14 protein-coding genes are annotated in these 23,215 nt (G+C 67.9%); 5 read left to right on the top strand and 9 right to left on the bottom strand.

Annotated features, from left to right (window positions below; genetic code table 11):
- Window positions 1–9 precede the first annotated feature (9 nt).
- From BSE24067_RS17505 to BSE24067_RS17495, 3 genes are all read right to left on the bottom strand, one after another.
- Window positions 10–951, bottom strand: a complete 942-nt coding sequence (locus BSE24067_RS17505) for an ABC transporter substrate-binding protein (RefSeq protein ID WP_151063493.1) — start codon at window positions 949–951, stop codon at window positions 10–12.
- 69 nt (window positions 952–1,020) lie between these two features.
- Window positions 1,021–1,581 (bottom strand): GNAT family N-acetyltransferase, encoded by a 561-nt coding sequence (locus BSE24067_RS17500; protein ID WP_151063494.1) that lies wholly within the window; start codon window positions 1,579–1,581, stop codon window positions 1,021–1,023.
- Between the two features lie 442 nt (window positions 1,582–2,023).
- On the bottom strand, window positions 2,024–3,367 hold the full coding sequence (locus BSE24067_RS17495) for an aminotransferase-like domain-containing protein (protein WP_151063495.1): 1,344 nt from the start codon (window positions 3,365–3,367) through the stop codon (window positions 2,024–2,026).
- 183 nt (window positions 3,368–3,550) lie between these two features.
- Between BSE24067_RS17495 and BSE24067_RS17490 the strand changes: the two genes are divergently transcribed.
- The gene (locus tag BSE24067_RS17490; protein WP_244122130.1) at window positions 3,551–4,453 is read left to right on the top strand and encodes a sulfite exporter TauE/SafE family protein; all 903 of its coding nucleotides are present in this window, start codon (window positions 3,551–3,553) and stop codon (window positions 4,451–4,453) included.
- 104 nt (window positions 4,454–4,557) lie between these two features.
- On the opposite strand, the gene BSE24067_RS17485 is transcribed toward BSE24067_RS17490, so the two are convergent.
- From BSE24067_RS17485 to BSE24067_RS17475, 3 genes are all read right to left on the bottom strand, one after another.
- On the bottom strand, window positions 4,558–5,592 hold the full coding sequence (locus BSE24067_RS17485; protein WP_151063496.1) for a succinylglutamate desuccinylase/aspartoacylase family protein: 1,035 nt from the start codon (window positions 5,590–5,592) through the stop codon (window positions 4,558–4,560).
- 245 nt (window positions 5,593–5,837) lie between these two features.
- Window positions 5,838–6,113, bottom strand: a complete 276-nt coding sequence (locus tag BSE24067_RS17480) for a hypothetical protein (protein ID WP_151063497.1) — start codon at window positions 6,111–6,113, stop codon at window positions 5,838–5,840.
- A 337-nt stretch (window positions 6,114–6,450) separates the two neighbouring features.
- On the bottom strand, window positions 6,451–8,001 hold the full coding sequence (locus BSE24067_RS17475) for a sensor domain-containing diguanylate cyclase (protein ID WP_151063498.1): 1,551 nt from the start codon (window positions 7,999–8,001) through the stop codon (window positions 6,451–6,453).
- Between the two features lie 469 nt (window positions 8,002–8,470).
- On the opposite strand from BSE24067_RS17475, the gene BSE24067_RS17470 reads away from it, so the two are divergent.
- From BSE24067_RS17470 to BSE24067_RS17460, 3 genes are read left to right on the top strand one after another with little or no spacing between them, the layout of a single operon-like run.
- Window positions 8,471–11,347, top strand: a complete 2,877-nt coding sequence (locus BSE24067_RS17470; RefSeq protein ID WP_151063499.1) for a xanthine dehydrogenase family protein molybdopterin-binding subunit — start codon at window positions 8,471–8,473, stop codon at window positions 11,345–11,347.
- A complete protein-coding gene (locus BSE24067_RS17465; RefSeq protein WP_151063500.1) occupies window positions 11,344–12,027 on the top strand; it encodes a (2Fe-2S)-binding protein in 684 nt (227 codons plus the stop codon). Before BSE24067_RS17470 ends, BSE24067_RS17465 begins: the two co-directional genes overlap by 4 nt.
- A complete protein-coding gene (locus tag BSE24067_RS17460) occupies window positions 12,024–13,286 on the top strand; it encodes a cytochrome c (RefSeq protein ID WP_151063501.1) in 1,263 nt (420 codons plus the stop codon). The genes BSE24067_RS17465 and BSE24067_RS17460 overlap by 4 nt, the downstream gene beginning before the upstream one ends.
- 92 nt (window positions 13,287–13,378) lie before the next feature.
- On the opposite strand, the gene BSE24067_RS17455 is transcribed toward BSE24067_RS17460, so the two are convergent.
- The 3 genes from BSE24067_RS17455 to BSE24067_RS17445 form a co-directional block, all read right to left on the bottom strand.
- Entirely contained in the window at window positions 13,379–13,546 is a 168-nt protein-coding gene (locus tag BSE24067_RS17455; protein ID WP_170297431.1) for a hypothetical protein, read from the bottom strand.
- Window positions 13,547–13,747: 201 nt separating this feature from the next.
- On the bottom strand, window positions 13,748–14,239 hold the full coding sequence (gene pal / locus BSE24067_RS17450) for a peptidoglycan-associated lipoprotein Pal (protein ID WP_151063502.1): 492 nt from the start codon (window positions 14,237–14,239) through the stop codon (window positions 13,748–13,750).
- Window positions 14,240–14,513: 274 nt separating this feature from the next.
- Window positions 14,514–15,671: a porin gene (locus BSE24067_RS17445; RefSeq protein WP_208456212.1), complete on the bottom strand. Its 1,158-nt coding sequence runs from the start codon at window positions 15,669–15,671 to the stop codon at window positions 14,514–14,516.
- 747 nt (window positions 15,672–16,418) lie between these two features.
- Here BSE24067_RS17445 and BSE24067_RS17440 point away from each other — a divergent pair.
- Window positions 16,419–23,215, top strand: a 6,797-nt coding sequence (locus tag BSE24067_RS17440; RefSeq protein WP_174904809.1) for a DUF4781 domain-containing protein, incomplete at its 3' end; no start/stop codon positions are given.

Raw genomic sequence — 23,215 nt, 5'->3', positions numbered from 1 at the left:
GGGCGGCGCTCAGCTCTTCGGCAGGCCCGGCGGATTCGTGCGCGACTGGTCGATCGCTTCGGACGCGAGGTTCCAGCGCTCGAGGATCTGCTGATAGCGGCCGTTCTTGATCAGCCCGTTCAGCGCGAGAGTCAGCGGCTCGGCGAGCCCGCTGCCGCGGCGCGTCGCGATCGCGATGTCGGCCGTGCGCGGCCAGCCGCCGCTGATCGCACCGACGAGCCGCGTCTTGCCTTGTTGCGCGCTCTGGTACGCGAGCACCGAATTCACGCTGAACACCGCGTCCGCGCGGCCGGACTGCACCGCGACGATCCGCATCGCCTGGTCGTCGTAGTACTGAACCTGCACGGGCTTCAGCCCGTGCGCGACGTTGTCGCGGTCCCACGCGAGCAGGATCTTTTCCTGGTTGGTGCCGGCGTCGGTCACGATGCGCAACCCGGCGACGTCCTTCGGTTCGCGGATCGACTGGATCTTGCTGTCGTTGCGCACGTAGAAGCCGACCTGATCCTTGCGGTACGTCGAGAAATCGAACTTCTGCTTGCGCTCCTCGGTGACGGTGACGTTCGAGATCACCGCGTCGACCTTCCCCGATTCGAGCGCGAGCGGCCAGTCGGCCCACGCGAGCGGCACGATCTTCAGCTTGCGGCCGAGGCTGTCGGACACGAGCTGGCCGACGTCCGCGTCGAAGCCGATCACCGTGCGCGCGTCGGTCGCATACGAGCTGATCGGCGGCAGGCTCGGCGCGACGCCGATCGTCAGCGTGCCGGCTTCGGCGAACTTGAACGACGCGGGCACCGCGCGCTCGACGGCCGCATCGGCCGTGCCACGCGGCCGGCCGCGCTGCTCGGGGCTGAGGTCGAAGGTCGCGGCGGCTGCGGCGATCGCGGTCACGCCGATCAACGCGGAAGCCAGCGTGCGCAGCGCGCGTGGCGTGAAAGATACGGCTCGTTGCATGGATGCGTCCTGTCGTTGTGGTGTTGTCGGTAGGCGGGAGGCTGAAGCGGATCTCAGGCGGCGGCGTGTTCAGCGCTGCAGCACCGGTTCGGGCAGCGGCGCCCACAGGTCGGCGAGCGTTGACGTGCGCGACGGATCGGCGAGATCCTTGCCGAAGCGCAGATGGAAATACGCTTCGGGGTCGATCGACGAATCGAACAGCCGCGTGTAGCCGGTGCGGTCGTACAGCGCCCACGCTTCGGGCTGGCGAAAGCCGGTGGTCAGGTACACGCGCCGATAACCTTGCCGCGCGGCGCGCAGTTCGAGCGCCTCGACGATCACGCGTGCCAGGCCCTGACGGCGCAGGTCCGCGCGGGTCCAGATGCGTTTCAGCTCGGCGGTCTGCGCGTCGTAGCGCTTGAACGCGCCGCCGCCGATCGTCTCGCCGTCGCGCAGCAACAGCACGAACGCGCCCTCGGGCGGCGCGAACAACTCGGCCGGATAGCGTGCGAGTTCGTCGCGCGCGGCCGCGCGGCTGTCGGGGCGGTACGCGTCGTAGCGCGTCGCGTATTCGTCGATCAGCGCGTCGATCAGCGGCTGCGCGCGGACGTCGAGCGGTGTCGTGTCGATGAGGCGGTCGTTCGTGGCCATGGGCATCGCGAAGGGCGCGCGATGCGGACGTCCGTGGCGGGCTCGGGGCACTCGGCCCGTCCGGTCTGTTCCGTTATCGCGACGCGGTTGTCGTGATGACGGCGGCAACCATGCTTGCTGCGATGCATCCGGCGTGCCGCCGCCGTTTCGAACACGTTAGCGGCGCGGCGGGCAAAGGCGAACGAAGCAATTTCGATAAGGATTTCGTGGATGGAGTCAGAAGGCTTGCAGGGGGAAGGGAGCGATCGGGCTTGGCGGCAGTCGGCCAAGCAGCGTCATTCGAACGTGACTCTATCCGGCGGACCGAGCCCCGGCTTTTCATCTTTCATCGGCGGTCACGACGCACACGCAGACAGAGCGGTATACCGTCTATTGCTCTCGGAGCAATGCGCGGGGGTCGTACGACCGTTTCGAGGGGCAATCCAAAGTTGCGCCGCAGACTTCATTCGGTCGAATCGAAATCCTCTTCTCTTGCATTCAGAATTCCGCTCAGTGTGAGCAGACCCGCGTCGAGCTGGTCCATTGTTGGCGCACCGAGTGCGAGCCTGACGGCGTTAGGCGCATGGCCGGGTGACGCTGCGAAGGTGGTCGAGGGCGTCAACGCGATGTCTCGTCGGGCTGCGGCTGCGACTAGCGCTTGCGAGCGCCAGTGGGCCGGAAGCGTCAACCACAGATGAAAGCATTTTCCATTCGTCTGAATGTCGAAATTCGACAAACGGTCGGCGGCCAGCTTCTGACGAGCCACGGCGTCGAGGCGTTTCAGCCGTGCGAGTTCGGCAACCGTACCGTCGCTCATCAATCGCTGCGCGGCCGCAAATGCAAATCCCGATGCCGTCCATCCGCCGGAGCGCACCGACGCCATCACGGTTTCGCGCAATCGCCGCGGCGGTACGACGAATCCCAGCGTCAGCCCCGGCGCAACCTTCTTCGATAGGCTGTCGATCACCATGCAATTGTCGGGTGAGAGCGCCGCAAGCGGCGGCTGGTCGTCGAGGAAGCCGTACACATTGTCCTCGATGATGGGAATGCCGAGCTTCTCTACGACGCGCAAAAGATCTTCCCGTCGCGCAGCATTCATCGTCATGCCCAACGGATTCTGGATTGCGGGCTGAACGTAGATTGCCGAAAGATTCGCCTCCCGGTGCGCCTTGAGTACGGAGTCGGGGCGCACGCCGCCTTCGTCCATCGCGAGCGGGACCAGCGTGATACCGAGCCGCGCAGCGATGCCCTTGATAAACGGGTAGGTCAAGGCTTCCACGCCGCAGCGCCCGCCGGTCGGAACCATGGCGCCGACCGCGGCGGCAATGCTTTGTCGTCCGTTGCCCGTGAAGACCAGTTGCTCAGGAGCAGGGGACCAACCATTGCGCGCGAGACATGCGGCCGAGACGGCCCTGATAGCGGGCGTTCCACTGCTTGTTGCGTGACCCAAGGCGCTCGCGAGCTCCGCCGCTCTTTCGAGCCCGCTCAGGCTTTTCGCGATGAGTGTCGTTTGGTCGGGATGTATCGGGTAATTGAACTCCAGATCAATCCGGACGTCACGCGGTTCGCCTGGCGCCGCTGCTCCGCGCCTCGCCTGGCCTGAAACGAACGTTCCCCTCCCTACCTCGCCGACGACGAGTCCTCGTCGCAACAACTCTGCATAGACCCTGCTGGCCGTCGACACGGCGATCTTTCGCTGGTCCGCGAAATCCCGCTGCGGAGGAAGCCGGTCGCCCGGCCTGAGCGTTCCGTCAGCAATGTCTGCGGCGATCGTGTCGGCCAACTTCAGGTATTCGGACTTTGACATTCAATGTACTGAGTTCAATGTATATTGCACCGAGATCAATGTTTTTATTGAACCGAGTTGGTGTTCGGTGCATTCTGTCTTCGTCGCCCGATTGTACCGGGATTGCAAAGCTTCTACGCCCAATTTGCACGCGCCGGGTTTCGACGAAATCCGCGCAGGCGTCGAATTGGCCTTGGAGCATCCATGGAGCCGCAATATGCCTTTCACCTCTTCGATTACCGTCCGATCCCCGCATGCGAGAAGGGCGGCGCGATCTTCACGCCGGTTGGTCACCTGTTACGTCGGCCACGCGAGATTATCGTGATGGTTTCGTCGACCGGAATGGATCCGCAGCTGACATTTATCACGATACTGATCGCCTTTACGGGTGTGTTCCTGATCTCGTTCATGAAAGGGGCCTTCGGCGGTGGCTTTTCGATCGTCGGTATCCCGCTGCTGTCGTTGGTGATGGATCCGGTTACCGCGGGCGGAATGCTCGCGCCGTTGTTCATCGCAATGGATCTGTTCGCATTGCGCTACTGGAAGCCTTCGACTTGGTCGAAGCCGGATCTGATGCTGCTTTTGCCGGGACTCGTGACGGGCATCGGAGTCGGCTATCTCACCTTCCGCGTCCTGGACCATCGTGCGATCGCGATTGTAATGGCGGCGATTACGCTGATCTTCGTCGGGCTATGGTTGGTCGGAGGCGCAGCGTTGACAGTCCGTCCGCGTTCCAGGCCAAAGGCGATCACAGCTGGTCTTGCTTCCGGCGTGACCACGATGGTGGCGCATTCGGGTGGCCCGCCACTCGCAATGTATCTGCTGCCTCTTGGCCTCAGCAAGGAAGTATATGCGGGGACGACAAGCATGTTCTTTACCGTGGGTAACGCGACCAAGGCGGTGCCATGGCTCCTGCTGGCCAGGCCGACGGGCAATGTCTGGATCGTGATGGCGGTCTGCCTGTGTGCGATCCCTGCTGGTGTCGTGGTCGGTTGGCGGCTTCACGCGAAACTGGATCAACGCCAGGTTTATCGAGCCTGTTATGGACTGCTGGTGGCGGCCGCGGTGAAACTGCTTTGGGATGGTGTAACGGGGTATCTCGCGTAAGCATGGCAAACGGATCCGTATTGTTCATCTATGTAAATCGGCAATACGGAGGCCGAAGGCAATCGATCGATGCACGCGTTTACTGAATGAGCCTGCCGGACGCGTCACCCAATGACCCGAGCCGGCGTCGAAGCCTCCGCCAGCTGAAACAAGCAATCCCCCCGCCGCACCTGCGCCGGCACGCGCTTGCACACCACCTCACCGTCGCCCTTGAACCGATGCAGCACCGGCTCCCGCAGCGGCGTGTCAGGAAAATGCACCCACGCAGCCGGCTGTCCGGCCTTCACCTGTTCACCGAGTTCGACGAGCGGTTCATACAGCCCGCGCTCATACGCGTAGACGAAGTGACGATCGCCATCGACACGCAGAAAACGCGTGACGGTCGGCGGCGCATCGGGCACGAGCGGGCCGCGCAGCAGACCGATATACCCGAGGTAATGCAGCAACCCATGACGGCCGAGCCGGATCAGCGACGGATCGGCCATCCCCGCACCGCCGAGTTCGGTCACGATCGAGATCGCGCCTTGCCGGCGCGCAGCCGACGCCGAATGCACGGGATTCGGCGCATGCAGCAGCGCATTCGGCAGCCCGAACGCAACGAGAAGCCCGTTGAGCTTCGCCGCCTCTTCATCGTCCAGCGGATCGATCGCGAGCATGTTGCCGCCCTGGTACAGCAGCGAGCTGCCGCCCGAATGCAGGTCGACCAGATACTGCGCGCGCGACAGCAGCGCGTGCTCGATGTAATGGGCGATCATCTGCGTCGGCGTGCCGGTCGGGTCGCCGGGGAAGCTGCGGTTCAGGTTGCCTTCGTCGAGCGGCGACACGCGCAGGCCCGCGTCGGCCGCGGGGAAGTTCGCCATCGGCAGCAGGATCAGCTGGCCGCTGACCATCTCCGGATCGATCTCGCGCATCAACTGCGACACGATGATCTGGCCTTCGTATTCGTCGCCGTGGTTGCCGGCCATCACGAGCGCGACCGGGCCGTCGCCGTTGCGGATCGACGCGATCGGGATCGGCAGCCAGCCGTACGCGGAGCGATGCACGGAATGCGGCAGGCGCAGGTAGCCCGCATGCTTGCCTTGCGCATCCAGATCGATTTCGCAGTGAATGGGATTTCGGTGTGGGGAAGAGGCGGTCATGGCAGCGTCGTTCGATGAACGGAATCTGCCATCTTATCGGGAAACGGCCGTCGCGCGGCGTACGCAGCGCAGGCATGCCCGATTCCGTCGACGGACCGGCATGCGAACGCACGACACACGCAATCGCAGCAACCGCGCGCGATGTTGCAGCGCTGAAACACATGCCGGCGTGCGAGCTGGCCGCCTGCGCACGCCATGTGGCGCGTCGGCCCGTTGCCGCTACGGGGCCGGCGCGCGCGATGGCGTCAGCGGCCCGACGTTTCAGCCTCGATACGGCCTTCTTCCCACAGCGCCCAGAACCGGCTGCCGGCGCGATACGGGTTCGCGCGCCGCGCCGCGTAATCGCTGACGCCCTGACGATATGCGCCGTACAGCGTGAGCGGCGGGTTGTCGACGCAGGCGGCTTCACGCGCGGCGGTCGTGCGGTGCTCCGAGACGAGCCGCCGGATCAGCGCGGCCCCGTCGATCACGTCGACCTGGTCGCTCGTTTCCGCGTGGCTGAGGACTTCGACGGTATTCATGTGGTGGCTCCCTGACGTGCTGTTTCACCGTCAAGGAGCAATAAGAGTGCCAGCCGTGAAATACCACGCGCAGCGCCGATCGTGCGGGCTTTTGCCGCGAACGTGACGTGCGCGGCGGCCCGATGTTACGGAACACGTCACGTGACACGAGCGCGCGCGCCGACACACCGGCACATGCACGCACGCGCCGGATCGCACAAACGGTTGCGGAATTGAATCGCGACGACCGTGACGGAAATGCGCGGAACGTGCGGAAACGAATCGCCGCGCGACCGCAGCGAGCGGACAACGCGCGTGTGCCGTGATGCCGTGATGCCGCCGTGCGCCGCCGCGGCGTTCAGCTCGCGGTCACGGGTGCGACACGGCTGCTTCCCGCCGAATAGAACCGATAGATGCCCTTGCCGGCCGACTTCGCGTCATACAGCGCGCTGTCGGCCTGCCGGATCAGTTCGTCGGGCGATCCGAGCCCATCGTCGAGCGCGATGCCGATGCTGATCCCGAAGCTGATGGTCTCGCCGATCGACAGCGTGTACGGCGCCGAGATCTGCTCGATGATCCGCGCGGCGACGAGCGAGCACGCATGCATCGTCGTCGCGTCGAGCGCGACGATGAATTCGTCGCCGCCGACCCGCGCCGCGAGTTCGCCGTTCGGCAGCGTCTTGCCGAGCCGCTCGGCGACCTGCATCAGCACTTCGTCGCCGGCCTGGTGGCCGAAGCGGTCGTTGATCGCCTTGAAGCCGTCGAGGTCGAGATACATGACGGCGAGCGAGAGGCTCGGCGTGCTCGGCCGATGCGCGAGCATCCGTTTCAGTTGCGCATGCAGTTCATGGCGGTTCGGCAGTCCCGTCAGCGCGTCGTGCCGCGCAAGGTGGCGGATATGCTGCTCGGTGCGGCGGCGCGCGGTGACGTCCTCGACGATGATCACGGCGTTGCCGTCCGGCACGCGATGGCGCGTGAGTTCGAGCTGGCGGCCGTCGGCGAGCACGATGTCGAGGGGCACGGGCTCGGCGCGCGTCAGCCACACGGCGCACTGCGCGGCGAGGCCGGCATTGCCGGGCTCGCCCACGGCCGTCGAACCGAGCGCCGCAACGACGTCGGGCAGCGGCGTGTCGAGCATGATCTCGCGCGGCGAGCCGAACAGCTGAGCGGTGCGCCGGTTCGCGACGATCACGCGGCTTTCGCCGTCGATCATGCACAGCCCGTGCGGCATGTAGGTGAGCGCGGCGTCGAAGTGCGCGACGAGTTCGGCGTTGCGCTGGCGCGCGGCGATCAGCGCGACCAGCACGCGGTAATGACGCTGGACGACGGTGCGCATTGCGGCGAGATAGATCAACAGCGGCGGCAGCAGCAGCCATGCGCCGGGCCGGTCGACCAGCAGCGCGCCGACGCCGATCGGCACGACGCCGAGCGTGACCTGCGTCATCGCGAGCCACGGCAGCGCCGAATTGCGCGATGCGATTCCGCCGAACACGCCCCCCGCGACCATGACCGCCAGCGTGCCGAGTTCGACGTCGGGTGCATCCAGGCAGCCCATCGCGCCGACGCCGAGCACGAAACACGCGGCGAGCGACACGGGTGCGTAGCGCTGCGCCCAGTATTCGGCGCGATCGTCGCCAGCGGCGCGGCGTATCACGTACGCGCGTGCGATCGCGAGCCGCGCGGCGAGCAGGCCGACGTCGACGACGAGCCACGCGAAACACCAGAGTTGTTGCAGGCGGATCAGCGCAATCGCCGCGACGAATGCGCTGGCGAGACCGGACAGCGCCATCGGGCGCACGTCTTCGAACAGCGTGACGAGCATCGACGGACGCAGTTCGGCCGTCACCTGGTGATTGCCGGAAGGGGGAGTGGCAAGAACGGCGTTCAGGAGGCGTGCCTTGACTGCCATGGCTATTTTGACCTCGACACGATGCGACTCGTCGCCGGCAGCCCGCGCCGGCACATGGCGGGATGGCCGGCGAGCCGGATGCGCACGACATTACCATGAAACATCGGCCGCGCGGGCCGCCGCGGAGCGTCGGCGAATAGTCGTCGACCACGGCTGCGCGCGGGATGCCGATCCGTCGGCGCGAACGCAGGATCGTTGCCGACGGGACGATGTCGGGCGGCCGGCCGAAGGCCCGTTTTGCCGCGCGCCGCGCGTCGCCCTGCGCTGACGGACGATCGGACGGCGGCCATCGAGTGGCGCCCGCAACCGACTGCCCCGGCCCGTCTGAATCCGCTTATAAGAAATCCAATAACTATTTCATGCGGGAAATACTATGGGCGATATATCAAAAATAATGCCAGAATGCGCGCCGCTCCGAACGCCGCGACACCCGATCGCCGTCCGAGCCGTATCAGGAGGTTCCCCCCAAATGAAAAACCACGGCCTGTCACGGCGGGGTTTTCTGAAAGCCAGCATGCTGGCGGGCGTCGCGGTCTACGTCGCGCCCATCGGCAGCCGCGCGTTCGCGGCGCTCTTCGAAGAAAAACTCCTCACCCCGGTCAAATGGGATGGCGTCACCGGCATCCCCAAATTCCGCATCGACGGCATCGCGAAGGTCACGGGCTCGAAAGTATTCGCCCGCGACGTGCGCGCGGCCGACATGCCGCACTGGCCGCAGCAGCAGTCGCACGCGCTGATCCTGCGCGTCACGCGGGCCGATCGCGTCTACGAAGGCTTCGACCTGTCGCTGCTCGGCGACGAACTGAAGCCGGACCGCGTGGTCACGGCCGACGATCTCGCGCGCGACGGCGTCGCGTTTCCGGCGTTCTACGGCGACGACATGCTCCTGCCCGCCGGCAAGACGCCCGCGTATCTCGGCCATGCGGTCGCGATCCTCATCTATCACGATTTCGCGCGCTTCCGCTTCGCGAAGAACGCGCTGAAGTTCCGCGACGACGTGATCCGCTACGGCGCGGTCACGGGCCCGCTCGAGCGCGATCCGTGGGGCACGTTCCGCTACGTGCGCGTGGGCGGCAAGACGGCCCATGACGACGACGTCTATTCGAGCCTGAAGGACGCGCCGATCTTCCCGAGCATGATGCGCAAGCATCTGCCGGTGTGGCCCGACGGCAAGGAGCACGGCAAGCTCGACGAACAGGGGATGTTCCTGGCCGGCCAGATCGCCGCGGAACTCGATCATCCGCCCGCCGACTGGCTCGTGTTCGACCGCGAATACAGCACGCAGTCGGTCGATACCGCCGCGCTCGAACCCGACAACGCGAACTGCTGGTACGACGCCGCGGCGCAGTCGCTGCACCTCGTCGTGCCGACGCAGTCGCCGCTCGAAGTGGCCGAAAACGCGGCCGCGATGGTCGCGAAATGCCGCTTCCCGGTGAAGAAGCTGTTCGTGCATCCGTGCTACACGGTCGGCTACGGTTCGAAGGATCACTGCAACGTGCCGTTCTACGGGCTCGTCTGCGCGCTGTACGCGGACGGCCGGCCCGTGCGTTTCGCGAACGATCGCTACGAGCAGTTCCAGACGTCGTTGAAGCGCCACGCATTCAACATGCGTTACCGGATCGCGGTCGATCGCAACACGGGCCTGCTGCAGTCGTTCAAGGGCGATTTCGAGGCGAACGGCGGCGGCCGCTCGAACTTCTCGCCGTCGGTGGCGATGGTGGGTGCGACCGCCGCGCAATCGATCTACTACTTCCCGAAGAGCGATCTCGCGGCCGTCGCGATCGCGTCGCGCGCGATCGACGCCGGTTCCGCACGTGGCTACGGCACGCTGCAGAGCATGGCGGCGACCGAGATGGCAATCGACGAGATCGCCGCGCAACTGAACATCGATCCGATCGAGTTCCGCCTGCGCAACGCGCTGCGTTCGGGGATGAAGAACACGCAGGGCGCGATTCCGGCCGGCGCGCTGCGCGTCGACGAAGTGCTCGAACGCGCGAAGCAGCATCCGCTGTGGACGCGCCGCGCGGCACGCAAGACCGAATTCGACGCAGCGAACCCGGGCAAGCGCTACGGCGTCGGCTTCGCGTGCGTGCAGAAGGATTTCGGCACGGGCGCGGAAGCATCGTTCGCGAAGGTCGAGTTCGACGAGAACGGCAACGTGTCGCTGCATCACACGGCCGCCGAGATCGGCACCGGAATGTCGACGTCGCAGGCGGTCGCGGTCGTCAAGTGGCTCGGGCGCCCGGCGACCGACGTGCGCGTCGCGGTGACGGAATGGCCGGACCTGCCGATCGAGACGAGCGGCGACCCGTACCTGATGTCGCAGGCCGATCAGGATCGGCTGAGCGCGAACCCGCGCTGGTCGCCGGGCTATGCGTCGCCGTCGAGCGCGACGAATTCCGCGTACTACTTCACGCACAGCACGCGGGAAGCCGCGCGCGCGGTGTTCCGCTACGGCCTGTGGCCGGCCGCGATGTCGATCTGGACGCGCGGCCTCGGCGGCGGCCAGGCCGCGCCGTACACGGTCCGCATCGAGGACGCGCGCTGGGTCGACGGCAAGCTGACCGCCGACGGCCTGGAGCCGCTGACGTTCGAGCAGCTCGCGAAGCAGGCGCATGCGCTCGGCTTGCCGACCGGCGCCGTCGTGCACGTGTTCAACCGCTGGCAATGGACCGACGCCGAGTTTGACGTGGGCGGCGTGGTCGAGCGTCTGCCGATCGACGGGCTGTCGCTGCGCGTCGGCGCACCCAGGACGGGCGACGACGGCCCGATCCCCGGCACCGCCGCACCCACCGGCGCGGCCGCGCTGCGCGGCACGCTGCCGCCGACCGCGAACGGCTATCGCGTGCTGGACCGCAAGCGTGTGTTCATCCCGCCGACGAGCCGCAACAACGCGGCCGTCACGTACTACACGGCGGTCGGCACGCTCGTCGAGCTGGCCGTGCACGAGGCGACCGGCAAGGTCGAGCTGCTCGCGCATCACTCGATCATGGAATGCGGCAACCAGATCTCGCCGCAGCTCGTGTCGGGCCAGCTGCAGGGCGGCCTCGCGATGGGGATCGGCCATGCGCTGCACGAGTATCTGCCGCTTTACGAAGACGGCCCCGGCAACGGCACGTGGAACTTCAACCGCTACCAGCTGCCGCGCGCGACCGACGTCGCCGTGTGGTCGCAGACGGGCGACATCCTGCCGCCGCTGTCCGAGACCGATCCGCCGAAGGGTGTCGCCGAAGTGGTGATGATCCCGGTCGTCGGCGCGATCGTGAACGGCATCGCGCACGCGATCGGCCATCGTTTCACCGATTTGCCGGTGACCCCGCAAAAGATTCAGGAGGTGCTCGCATGACGACCGCCCAAACCGCCGCGTCGGCCGCGAGCGCCGGCGCGGCTGCGACCGGCGCGTCCGCGCCGAATGCGGCTTCGGCCGCGCCCGCGGCATCCGTTGCCGCGCCCGCAGCCGTCGAGCGCCCGCTCGTCCGGTTCCAGCAGAAGCCGCTGTCGGTCAGGATCAACGGCAAGTCCGTCGGCCCGATGCAGGTGCCCGAAGGGCTGATGATGATCGAGTTCCTGCACGAGTATGCCGGCCTCACCGGTTCGCGGCTCGGCTGCGGGCAGGGCGTCTGCCACGCGTGCGTCGTGATCGTCGATCAGCCGGACGGCACCAGCGAGGAGATGCGCACCTGCATCACCGGCGCGCATTTCTTCCACGGCCGTTCGATCCGCACGATCGAAGGTCATGCGAAGCGCAACGAAGCGGGCGAAGTGGTCGAGCTGTCGCCGATCCAGCAGAAGTTCCTCGAGCACTTCAGCTTCCAGTGCGGCTATTGCACGCCGGGCTTCGTGAACGCGGCGACGGTGCTGATCGAGCGCCTGAAGCGCGAGCCGGTCGCGAAGGCTGACGTCGAGCGCACGATCACCGACGCGCTGAACGCGCACCTCTGCCGCTGCACGGGTTACGTCCGCTACTACGAAGCCGTGAAGGACGTGATCCTGACGACGCCTGGACTCGTGAAGGACGCCGCATGACACGCACATTCGCCCAACGTGCCGCGCGGGCCGCGCGCCTGTCCGCGCTCGCGGCCGCGTGCGCGCTGCTGCTCGCCGCCTGCGGCGGCCACGATGCGCCGGTATCGAGCGCGGCATCCGGCGCGCCCGGCGCCGATCAGATCGCGCGCGGCCGCTATCTCGTGAAGGCCGCCGACTGCGCGGCGTGCCACACCGCGAAGGACGGCGCGCCGTTCGCCGGCGGCGCGCCGCTCGAGTCGCCGTTCGGCACGTTCTACGGCTCGAACATCACGCCCGACAAGGATCACGGAATCGGCAACTGGAGCGCGGACGACTTCTACGCCGCGCTGCACGACGGCAAGGCGCCGGGCAAGCGGCTGTATCCGTCGATGCCGTACACGTCGTACCGGCAGCTCACGCGTGCCGATGCCGACGCGATGTTCGCGTACCTGAAGACGCTGAAGCCGGTTGCGCAGGAAAACCGCGCGCATGAACTGAAGTTCCCGTACAACCTGCGCTTCGGCATGGTGTTCTGGGACATGGCGTTCCTGAAGGACAGCCTGCCCGACGCGTCGAGCGGCCGGTCCGCCGACTGGCAGCGCGGCCGCTATCTGGCCGGTGCGCTCGGCCATTGCGCGGAATGCCATACGCCGCGCGCGTTCACCGGCCAGCTCGACGGCGCGAAGCCGTTCGCGGGCGCCGCGCTCGGCCGCGTCGCCGCGCCCGACATCACGCCGGCCGGGCTCGCGGCGCGCGGCTGGACGGGCGCCGACCTGCAGACGTTCTTCGGCGTCGGCATCGCGCCGCAAGGCTCGGCGTTCGGCGAAATGTATCCGGTCGTGCACCTGAGCACGCAGAACCTGACGAAAGACGACCTGCGCGCGCTGTCCGTGTACCTGCTCGGCGATACGCCGCCCGCGCCGCAGCCGGTGAAGCCGGTGTCGGCCGACGCGGCGCAGCTCGCAGCCGGCCGCTCCGTGTATCTCGCGGTATGTGCGGGCTGTCACGGGCTGAACGGCGAGGGCAAGCCGCACGTGGCGGTGCCGATGAACGGCAATTCGACGCTGCGTCAGCGCGACCCGCGCAACCTGCTGGTCGCGATGCTCGACGGCATCGACGAGCAGAAGTTCGCCGGTGTCGAGAACATGCAGGCGATGCCCGGTTTCGCGCGCACGCTGAGCGACGACGAACTCGCGCAGCTCGCGAACTTCCTGCGCGCGACGTGGGGCGGCCAGCCCGCGAGCGTCGTGCCGGCCGACGTGACGGCGATGCGTCGGTAAATCGGGCGACGAAGCGGGGCGTCGCGTGCGACGCAGCCGGGTTGCGGCCGCGCTCGCACGTGACGCCCCGGTCGAGCCGGTGTGGCGGCGCGTCAGTAGCCGCCGCCCCCTCCGCCGCTTCCCCCTGCGCTGCCGCCCGCGCCGCCATACCGGCTCATGCCCGGCCCCTGCGATACGCCGCCGGCCGACGACGCACATCCAGCCGACAGCACCAGCATCACCGCCGCGAGCAGCGCCGCGGCCCATCTTGCCGATCCCATTTCACTCTCCTTTCGCCGCGAAGGCCGTGCGGCGGCGCGGTTCGCAGGAACCGCAGGCCGCGCGATGACGAAACGATTCGCGCGGGCGGTTTATTCCATGCTGTTTGCGGATCGGAGCGTGTCGGCACCGGGCGTCGGGTGAGACGGGGACGGACGATGCACGGCCGCAATGCCGCCGTCGCGGCGGCCTCGGGCCGACGGTCAGCGATAGACGAGGTCGGCGCGGCGGTTCTGCGCCCACGATTCCTCGTCGTGGCCGAGCGCGACCGGCTTTTCCTTGCCGAGACTGACCGCCTCGAGTTGCGACGCCTGCACGCCCAGCGTTTCGAGCGCGCTCATCACGGCCTGCGACCGGCGTTGGCCGAGCGCGAGGTTGTATTCGGACGTGCCGCGTTCGTCGGTGTTGCCCTGGATCAGCACGCGGCGCGACGGATGGCTGCGAAGATAGCCGGCATGCGCCTGCAGCAGCGACTGGTATTCGGGCTTCACCGAGTACTGGTCGAAATCGAAATAGACGCTGCGTTTCGCGAGCGGGCTGTTCGGATTGTCGAGATCGTCGGCCGCGACCGTCGCAACCGCTTCGCTCGACGGCTCCGGCGCCGCGCTCGCGTTTTCGGGTGTTTTCGCCGCGTGGTGGCAACCTGCCAGCAGCGCGAACATTGCCAGGACCGCCAATCGGTTCGTTTTGCTCATCGTGCGTCTCCTGCGGTTGACTGCGTGGAAAGCGTAGGTGCGCGAGAACGGCCGCGGCACGTATGCGGCGGGACGGCACAAAGGTGCCGGCCTGCGCGAGCGATGCGTTTTCGTAAGCCGGCGACGTGCGACATGAAAGAGTGTGTCGGCCGGAACGCCGGATCACGGCGGCGCTGCAAATAGATTAGGAAAAATGTCACAACGCGAACAGTTGCTCCGTCTATTTGCGAAAAAACCACGCAGCACGCGATCCTGCTTGCGCGAACGGCGATTGTCAGAACTTGTGCCGCAGCCCCAGCGCGACGACCACCTGGTTGCTGTTCGCGGACGGCGTCATCGTCCACACGGTCGCGTTGAACGCCGGATTGCCGTTGCCGCCGCTCACGCTTTGATAGACGGCTTCGAGATACGCGTCCGTGCGTTTCGAGAACGCGTAGTCGGCCTGCGCGACGACGTGGTTCCATTTCGGGCGCGTCTGGCCGGTGCGCGTGTCGAAACGGCCCATCGTGTACGTGTAGGCGGCGGCCACGCTGAACGCCGGCGTGACGAAGAAGCGGCCGTCGACCGTGAAGTTGTCGAACACCAGCGATTCGCCCTTCAGCGGCGTGATGCCGCCGCCCTGCAGCACGCCGCTCACGCCGTCGGTGGCCGAATGCGACCACGCGGCGCCGGCGGAGTGCGGGCCGAATGCGTAGCGGGCCGCGACGGCCCAGATCTGCTGGTTGCCGCCGGTGATCGTCGCCGAGCCGTCGACCGTGCTCAGCGCGCCGTCCGGATTCGGCACGTTGCGGTCGCGGCTGATCTTCAGGTAGCCGGCGCCGAGCTTCAGCGGCCCGTTCGCATAGCCGAGCCCGGCGCTCCACACGGCGTTGTTCGAGAACGCGCCGGCCGTGTTCGAGAACCCGTACAGCGCGCCGAACGTCAGCCCGCGATAGGCCGCGCTCGTGTATTTCACCGCATGGTTGATGCGCAGGTTGCGGTTCGAGTCGTCGTTGTCGTACGGGTGCACCGCGAGATTGCCGCCCCAGCCGGGCCCCGACGCGCCGAGCGGCGTGACGAAGTCGAGGATCAGGTCGTACTGCCGGCCGAACGTGAGCGTGCCGGCCGTGCGCGAACTGACGCCGATCCATGCCTGGCGGCCGAACATGTCGACGCCTTTCTGCGACAGCTTGCCGGTCGTGCCCGAGAAGCCGTTCTCGAGCGCAAAGACTGCGGCCACGCCGCCACCGAGATCTTCGCGGCCGCGCAGCCCCCAGCGCGACGCATTCAACGCGCCGCTCGTGAGCGCGACGCTGCCGCTGCCCGGCGAACCGGCGCCGTGCGTGCGCTGGCTGGTCGCGTAGGTGATCGACGTGTCGATCAGCCCGTACAGTGTCACGCTGCTTTGCGCATCCGCGGCGCCGGGTGTCAGGCCGGCGACGCACGCGGCGATGAAGGTGCCTGCGGCCGTACTCGTGCGGCGGGCGCGTGAAGTGCAATGCGCGCCGCGGACGGTTGCGCGGGCGTGTCGGTCTGTTGGGTGGGAATGCACAGGATTTTCTTGTCGTTGGTCTCCGGCCCGATCGCCGGTGGTCGCGTCTGCGCGCGGGCGCGACGCAGCGAGCGGCCATTATTGGAAATCGAGCGACGGCCGATCAAGGCGCTGCACGGGAAAGGTCCTCTGCGAAATCGCGCGGAATCGCGGCATCGCGCCGCAACCGGGCGGCGGTAATGTCCCGGACATGCACGCAGCCGATTGAGGATCAGCGACGGACAAAAGGCAACGCAGCGTGAAGCCCGCCGCGCGGACAGGCGGCGCGAACGGCAGTCGCCCGCGCTTCGAGCGCGGGCGTGGCGTGTGCCGCTCTCAAACGGACGACAGCGCGCATGAGCGGGTCCGCCGGAGCGCGTCGTGTTCAACGGCGGCGTGAGCGCACGCCGCATCGGAAGACGGGTGTCGACGGGATGCAGCGTGTATTTATGGCACGCACGAACGCAACTCGCAAATTTTGCCGCTGACGGCCGCCGAGCGGCTGGCGGCGGCATGTTCGTAGCATGCGTCGGTCGGCACGGCCGCCCGCCGCCCGCCGACTACGTAATACGCGGACGTTTCGCGCGCGCCCGTTCGGCACAATGGATCATTGCGCGCGGCCCGCCTGCCGCTGTGCCGGCACGTCGCGCATGCCGCGGGAGAACGGACATGGTGTTGATGGCTGTGGGCGGAGGCGGACCGGTCAGCGTGCCGCAGCCGCAGAACGACAACGATCCGGCGCCCAAGAACGGGGCCGGCAGCAATCCGCCGGCCCAGACGCCGGAGCAGAAGGCGCTCGCGGCCGCGCAGGCCGAGACGCAGCGCCTGCTGCGGCTCGCGCAGGCCGAAATGGCCGCGCTCAAGCGACTGCACGATCAGGGCGCGTCGCAGGCCGATCTCGACAACCAGATAAAGAAGGCCCAAGCCGCGTGGGGCGCGGCGCAGGCGGCCGTCGAGAACCAGATGCGCGTCGCGGCCGACGGCGGCGGCGACACGAACAAGGCGATCGCCGGCGTGGCGGCGGACCTGCGCAACGCTTCGCCGAAGGATCCCGTGCTCGGGTCGGTCCTCGACGATGCGCAGAAGGCGGTGTCGGCCGAATCGGCACCTCAGCGGGCCACCAACGAAAAGGCGTTCCAGTTCGCGCTGGCGATGCAGAAGGACCAGGACGCGAACGCCGATCGGCAGAAGTACAACGCGTTGCCGGGCGGCGTCCGGCGCGCCGATCCGGAAGCGGGCGCACAAGTGCGGCAGGCGGCCACCGCGGCCGATGCGAACGCGAACGACGCATACACGGCGCTCACCACCGCATTGCGTCACGAATACAGCGCGGCCGCCGCGACGCTGCGCCTGAACGACGCGAAGGCCGACTACGCGGCATGGCAAAAGGAGCCTGGCGGCGCCCGCCGCGCCGACGAAGCGGACATCATGCGGGAACTGTCGCAGGCGCAAAACCAGTACGACAAGGTCGTGACGGGCGGCGACGACACCGCACTCACTTATGTGACGGCCGACGAGCAGAAGCAGGTCGTCGCCTCGGTGAAGCAGAATCACGACGGCATGTGGTACACGGGTCTCGTCGACGCGCTCGGCAAGGAAAGCCAGCTCAAGCGCACGATCGCGACGATCAATCCCGACGACCCGTCGCTGTCGCCGCAGATGAAGCAGCTCGCGCAGTCCGATCCCGTGACGTTCGCGCTGCTGCAGGACACCGGCGTGAGCGTCGATCCCAACGACCCGAAGCTGTCGACGCAGGAGAGGGCGCTCGCGCAGCAGAATCCGCTTGCCGAAGCGTTCGTGAAGATGACGGGCGTCAAGGTCGGCACCGACGGCCTGAGCGATGCGCAAGCCAAGGCGCTGAACGCGAAGATCGACCAGGCGGGCGGCGTGTTCGCGTACGCGATGGCGCAGGCTCAGGCGCAAAAGAACAATCCCGCCTATCAGCAGATCCAGACGCTGCTCGCGGCGGCGCCCGACGTGCGGCTGCAGTACACGAAGCAGCAGGCCGCGCAGCTGATGCAGGGCTCCGGCAGCAATCCGGGCGCGGCGCTGCAGGTGCTGAAGACGAACATGAACGCGTCGTTCTCGCTCGACGAGCGCCAGACGCTGTGGACGCAGGCCGGCCAGCCGCATTTCGACGCGAAGTTCATTCATTCGCAGATCGATCCGCTGATGCAGAAGCCCGATTCGCAGGCAACGGATCAGGCCAGCATGCAGGCGCGCGCCGACGGCCGGATGAATGCCGACAAGGTCGGCAAGTGGATGCAGGACATCCTCGCGAATGCGCCGCCCGAATTCGCGGGCGTCGTGCTCGACACCGTCGAGAAGGATTTCGGCAACAAGTGGACGCAGTCGAACACGGGCACGCCGCAGCCGTACGGCGACGGCATCGAGTTCTACAAGGGCCTCAGTACGGCGGTCGGGCTCGCCGACCAGCAGCCGACCGCGAGCGGCGTGCCCGTGGATCGCGCGGACGACGTCGCGAACTGGCTGCTCGACGCCGACGGCAATGCGAAGACGCTCATCTACACGCTGCGCGGCAGCGACACCGGCTACGGTTTCGACAGCGTGCGCCAGGCGTTGTCGGCGGGTGTCGATCCGGCGTTGTCGAAGGCGTTGCTGTCCAAGATGCAGAACGACGACCGGTTCCGCTCCGGCTTCGCGAACGACTTCCAGCTGCGTTACGAGCAGGGCACCAGGAGTGCGCAGAACAAGCAGAACAAGGAGGCCGCCAGCGCCAGCTACAAGCTCTTCCAGACCGATCCCGACAAGCAGCTGCGCGCGTATTTCAACGACTTCCAGAAGAACCTCGGCGACAAGTCCTACACGTTCGCCACCGATTCCGATCAGTTGAAGAACTTCGTCGGCGCGGGGCTCGGGATTCAGCCGGACGATCCGGGCGCCGTGCCGACCGACCGGAACGACGTGCCGTCGATGGCGCTGCTCGAGCAACTGATCGTGAGCAACGGGCAGCTGCAGAACGGGGCGGCCGTAAACAGCCGCTCGCTGTACGCGCAGAATTCCGCCGCGACGCAGATGATCCAGGCCGTGGTCGATCAAATCCGCAAGGTCGGCGGCGATCATGCCGTCGTGTCGCTGGTGCCGATCTACTACGTGTCGAAGCAATCGGGCACCGCGCCGAGCGCCCTGTTCAAGGTGCAGGTCGAGGGCCATCCGGGCCAGTACAAGCTGATCGACGATCGCGGCTGGCAGTACGACAGCGTCGACAACTATCAGCACAACAACGCATTGTCCGACGACGGCAAGCTGTACGTGCCGAAGAGCCTGACGAGCGACGCGGCGGCCGGCGACCTGTCGCAATACGAGACGATCGCGGCCCACAAGACGGAGTGGTACCAGCACGTCGAGCACGTTCTCGAGATCGGCACCGGCATTCTCGCCGCGGCCGGCGGTGTCGTGCTGGTCGCGAGCGGCATCGGCGCGCCGGTCGGCGGCGCGCTGCTCGGCGCCGCGTGGACGACGGTCGGCGTCGGCATGGCCGTCGGCGCGTCGGCCGCGATCGGCGACCTGAAGAACCTGAGCGACCACGGACAGTCGATCGGCTTCGGCAACGCGCAGGCGCGCGGCGACTGGATCAGCCTGATCGGCAGCGGCGCGGGCATCGCGGGCGGCGGGCTCGGCATCGCGGCGAAATCGCTCGCGGAAGCATCGTCGCTGCTGCGCACGACCGGGCAGGTGTCGGACATGATCACGCTGGCGTCGCGCGGCGAGGGCGTGACGGCCGACGCAGCCGGTCTCGGCCGGTTCGCACAGGAGGCCGATGCGTTCCAGTCGCTCGCGCAGACGACGGGCCGCACGGCCGGCGTGCTCAATGTCACGGGCGGCGCGATCGGCGGCTACCAGATGGCCGATCAGGGCGTGTCGCTGGTGAAGAACTGGGACGCGATGTCCGACTCCGATCGCGCGCAGCAACTGCTGAACCTCGGCGTCGGCGTCGCACAGATGGGCCTCGGCTCGCACACGCTGATGGAGCGGCCGATCCGCGCGATCACGAAGACGCCCGCACCGCCCGCGATCCCGAGGCCGGCCGCGGTCAACGTAGCCGACACGCTGTACGGCAACGGGCTCGCGAACCAGCGGCTCGCGGTCGGCGAAATCGGCAATCCGTGGCAGCACGCGCAGGAGCAGGCGGCCAGCTTCGGCGAACCGATCGACGAACGCAGCGCGATCGCACCGGCCGACAAGGGGCTGCGCGCGCGCGTCGCCGCATGGCTGCGCGCGCGCCGCATGCAGGGCGCCACGGATGACGATGCGATCGCGCTGCGGCTCGCGCCCGACGGCGAACCGGTCGACGGCGACGTGACGCCGGCCGTGGCCGGCGCGCTGGCAGGCGACGATGCATCGCCTGGCAAAACCGGTGTGCCGGCCAACGGCGCGCGGCCCGTGTCGTGGGAGATTCCCGCGCATATCGCGGCCGATCCGGCGATCTTGAGCGAAGTCGTCGGGCGGATCATCGAAAGCGGCAATCGGCTCGAGGACGTCGAGTATTACGTGTACGCGCTGGAGGACGCCGAAGGCAACGTGCGCAACCCGGAGGAGGACGGGCTGCCCGCGACCGACAAGGGCGACCTGCTCAAGGACATGAACGCGGCGAAGGCGGACGAGCGGCGCGCGAAAGCCGCCGACGATGCGCGGGCACGCGCGGCCGTCGCGCCGGACGAGGACGGCACGATCGGCGTGACGCGCTATGCGACGTATCACGATGCGCTGATGGTCGGTGCCGGCGGCGTCGCGGCCGGCCGCTACCGGATCGCGCTGGTCGATCAGCGTGCGCTCGCCGCGGACGGGTCGGTGCCGCCGGAGGCCGTCGTCGGCCACGTCGGGCTGACCGACGCCGGCGACGCGTTCATGCTGTCGATGAACGACGCGTACGACCGCACGCTACGCGTGATGTACCCGCGCGGCTTCGATCCGCAGAAGCCGCTGATCCGCAGCGAGGACGGCCGGCGCGTCGACGTGATCAACGCGCCGTTCGGCATGAGCGAAACGCAGTGGGCCGCGTATCCGCGCCGCGAGGCCGATCTCGCGATCTATTCGGACAACCCGGCCCAGCCCGAGAACCGGCTGCCGCCGGGCGAGCGGCCGCTGATGCCGGTCCCGCCCGGGTACTTCGCGGTGTATGCGCACGCGTGGGCCGACGCGTTCGCGCGCGCGAACGGCAAGGCGATGAGCGTCGACGACATGGCCGAGATGATTCGCCAGAGCGGCTGGGACGGCAAGTCGCCGGTCATCCTGTATGCGTGCGGCGCCGGCACGCGCGTGAGCCCGCTCGCGCAATTGCTCGCGAACGTGCTGGGTGTCGACGTGTACGGCGCAAGCGGCTTCGTCGCGTGGCGTTCGCCGCGCTATCGCACCGGCGGCGCGCCCGATTCCGGCTATACGAGCGGCATCCTGATCGAACCCGGTGCGCCCGGCCGCGACGGCGTGCCGGACCATTCGGTCAGCAGCGGGCCGCGCACCTACCGGTTCTCGCCGGCGCTGGCGGTGATCGACCAGGGCGCGCATCCGGTCGACTGGAGCAGCGTCGCGCCGCGTCCGGTGTCGAACCAGTGGGGCGGCCGCGCGGCGACGGGCGACGTGCGCGTGCCGATCGGCGTGTACGTGTGGCGGATGCTGACGAAACGCGGGTCGATCATCAATCCGCGCAGCAATCGTCCCGCCAGCGCGCTGGAGATGACGCATGCGCTGGAAGCGCTCGCATGGAAAGGCTATACGCCCGGTACGCCGATCGCGCTCGACGGGCCGCGCAGCGGCGCCGATCCCGCGTTGCTGCAGGAATTCGCGGACTTGATCCAGGCGCCGGTGTTCGGCCGGCTCGGCGACGACGACGCGGCCGGATGGCACCGCGCGGTGCCCAATCCGAATCGCCGGCTCGCGCGCTTCCAGATCGAGCCCGACGTGAACGGCAAGTTCTCGCCGGGCGGCGCGCAGCCCGTCCGGATCAATCCGCTCGAGCTGCGGCCCGTGCCGGGTACGAGCGTCGTGAACCTGCTGGGTCACGCGACCGCCCGCCAGTTCCTGAAGGTGTCCGGCTTCGACATCGCCGAGTCGCACGGCACGCAGCCGCGCGACGTGAGCCTGGACAGCGCGACTGCCATCACGCAGGGCGGCAAGACGATGTCGCCGCGGCAATTCGCGCGTGCATTGCTCGACGATCCGGCTTACACGGAAGGCAACGGTGTGCTGCTGACGGGCTGCTATCTCGGTGCCGGCGGCTACTCGTTCGCGCAGGAGCTCGCGTACGAGCTGCAGGTGCCCGTGATCGCGTCGATCGCATCGAACTCGGTGCGCGGCACCGGTGCGCTGGAGCTGTATCCGCTCGACGACTCGATCACGGTGCCGGCTCACGATCCCGATGTCGGAACGCGGCTCTATCTGCACGTACCCGAAGCGCCCGATGCCAGCGACCCGCCGATGGTGTTCGCGCAGCGCGGCCAGACGGTGGCGCGTCCGCTCGCCCATGGAGATGCGCCGGTCGAGCCGGTGCAGGCGATCGACGTCGAAATCGATCCGCACGGAGACAGCGGCCGGCGCGCGGCGAACGGCGCGCCGGACGATGCGCACGCCAATACCGGGCGGCCGGGCGCGACACCGGGCGAGCCCGCGCATCCGCGGCTCGCGCCCGATCCGGATGCAGGCGAGCCGCCTGTCCACGAGCCTACGCCGCTCGTCGAGGTCGCGCCGGACCGGATCTACACGGCCGACGAATGGGCCGCGCGGGCCGACCAGGCCGCCGAAGCGGAGGCCGACGACGGCCTGTCCGGCAAGACGGAAAAGATCTACCCGAAGGCGAGCCGCGTCTATACGGATCGCAGGATCGCCGACGGCGGCGTCGTGACGACGACGATTCACGGCAAGTCGGTGCTGCAACCGGGGTTCGACGACGTGACCGGCATCGACGCGACGCAGCATCCCGAATTCCTGCGCCCGGCCGATACGCTGCTGATGCCGGCCGACGATCCGCTGCATGCGGTCGGCGCGCGCGGGCTGATGTCGCCGCCCGGCCATCACGTGGTGTTCGGCCACGGCATCTCGGCCGACGCGATGCTCGGCCCCGACGGCAGGCCGCTCACGCCGGACGAGGTCGCGGAGCGCGTCGCGCCGCATCTCGAACCGGATCAGGACGTCACGCTGTATTCGTGTTTCGGCGGATCGAACAAGCACGATCCGTTGCGCATCGCGCCCGGCCAGGTGCGCGCGGCCAGTACCACCTTCGCGGCGGCGCTCGCGCAGCGCCTGTCCGAGCTGACCGGTCGGCCGACGTCCGTCTGGGCGCCGCCGGACATCCTGCTCGTCGAACGCGACGGTTCCGCGACCGTGCGCGGCACGCGACTGACCGGCCAGGTCGACAAGGATCGTCTGCCGATGCAAAGCTTCCGCGGCGATCCGGCGCGCGCGGGCCGCCCGGCGCTTGCCGCGGGACGCGACGCGCAAGCGGCGCCGGG

The sequence above is a fragment of the Burkholderia latens genome, assembly GCF_902499045.1.
In the GTDB taxonomy this organism is placed as follows: domain Bacteria; phylum Pseudomonadota; class Gammaproteobacteria; order Burkholderiales; family Burkholderiaceae; genus Burkholderia; species Burkholderia latens.
The sequence above is the reverse complement of the archived record's forward strand: the minus strand, read 5'-3'. Positions and strand labels throughout refer to the sequence as shown.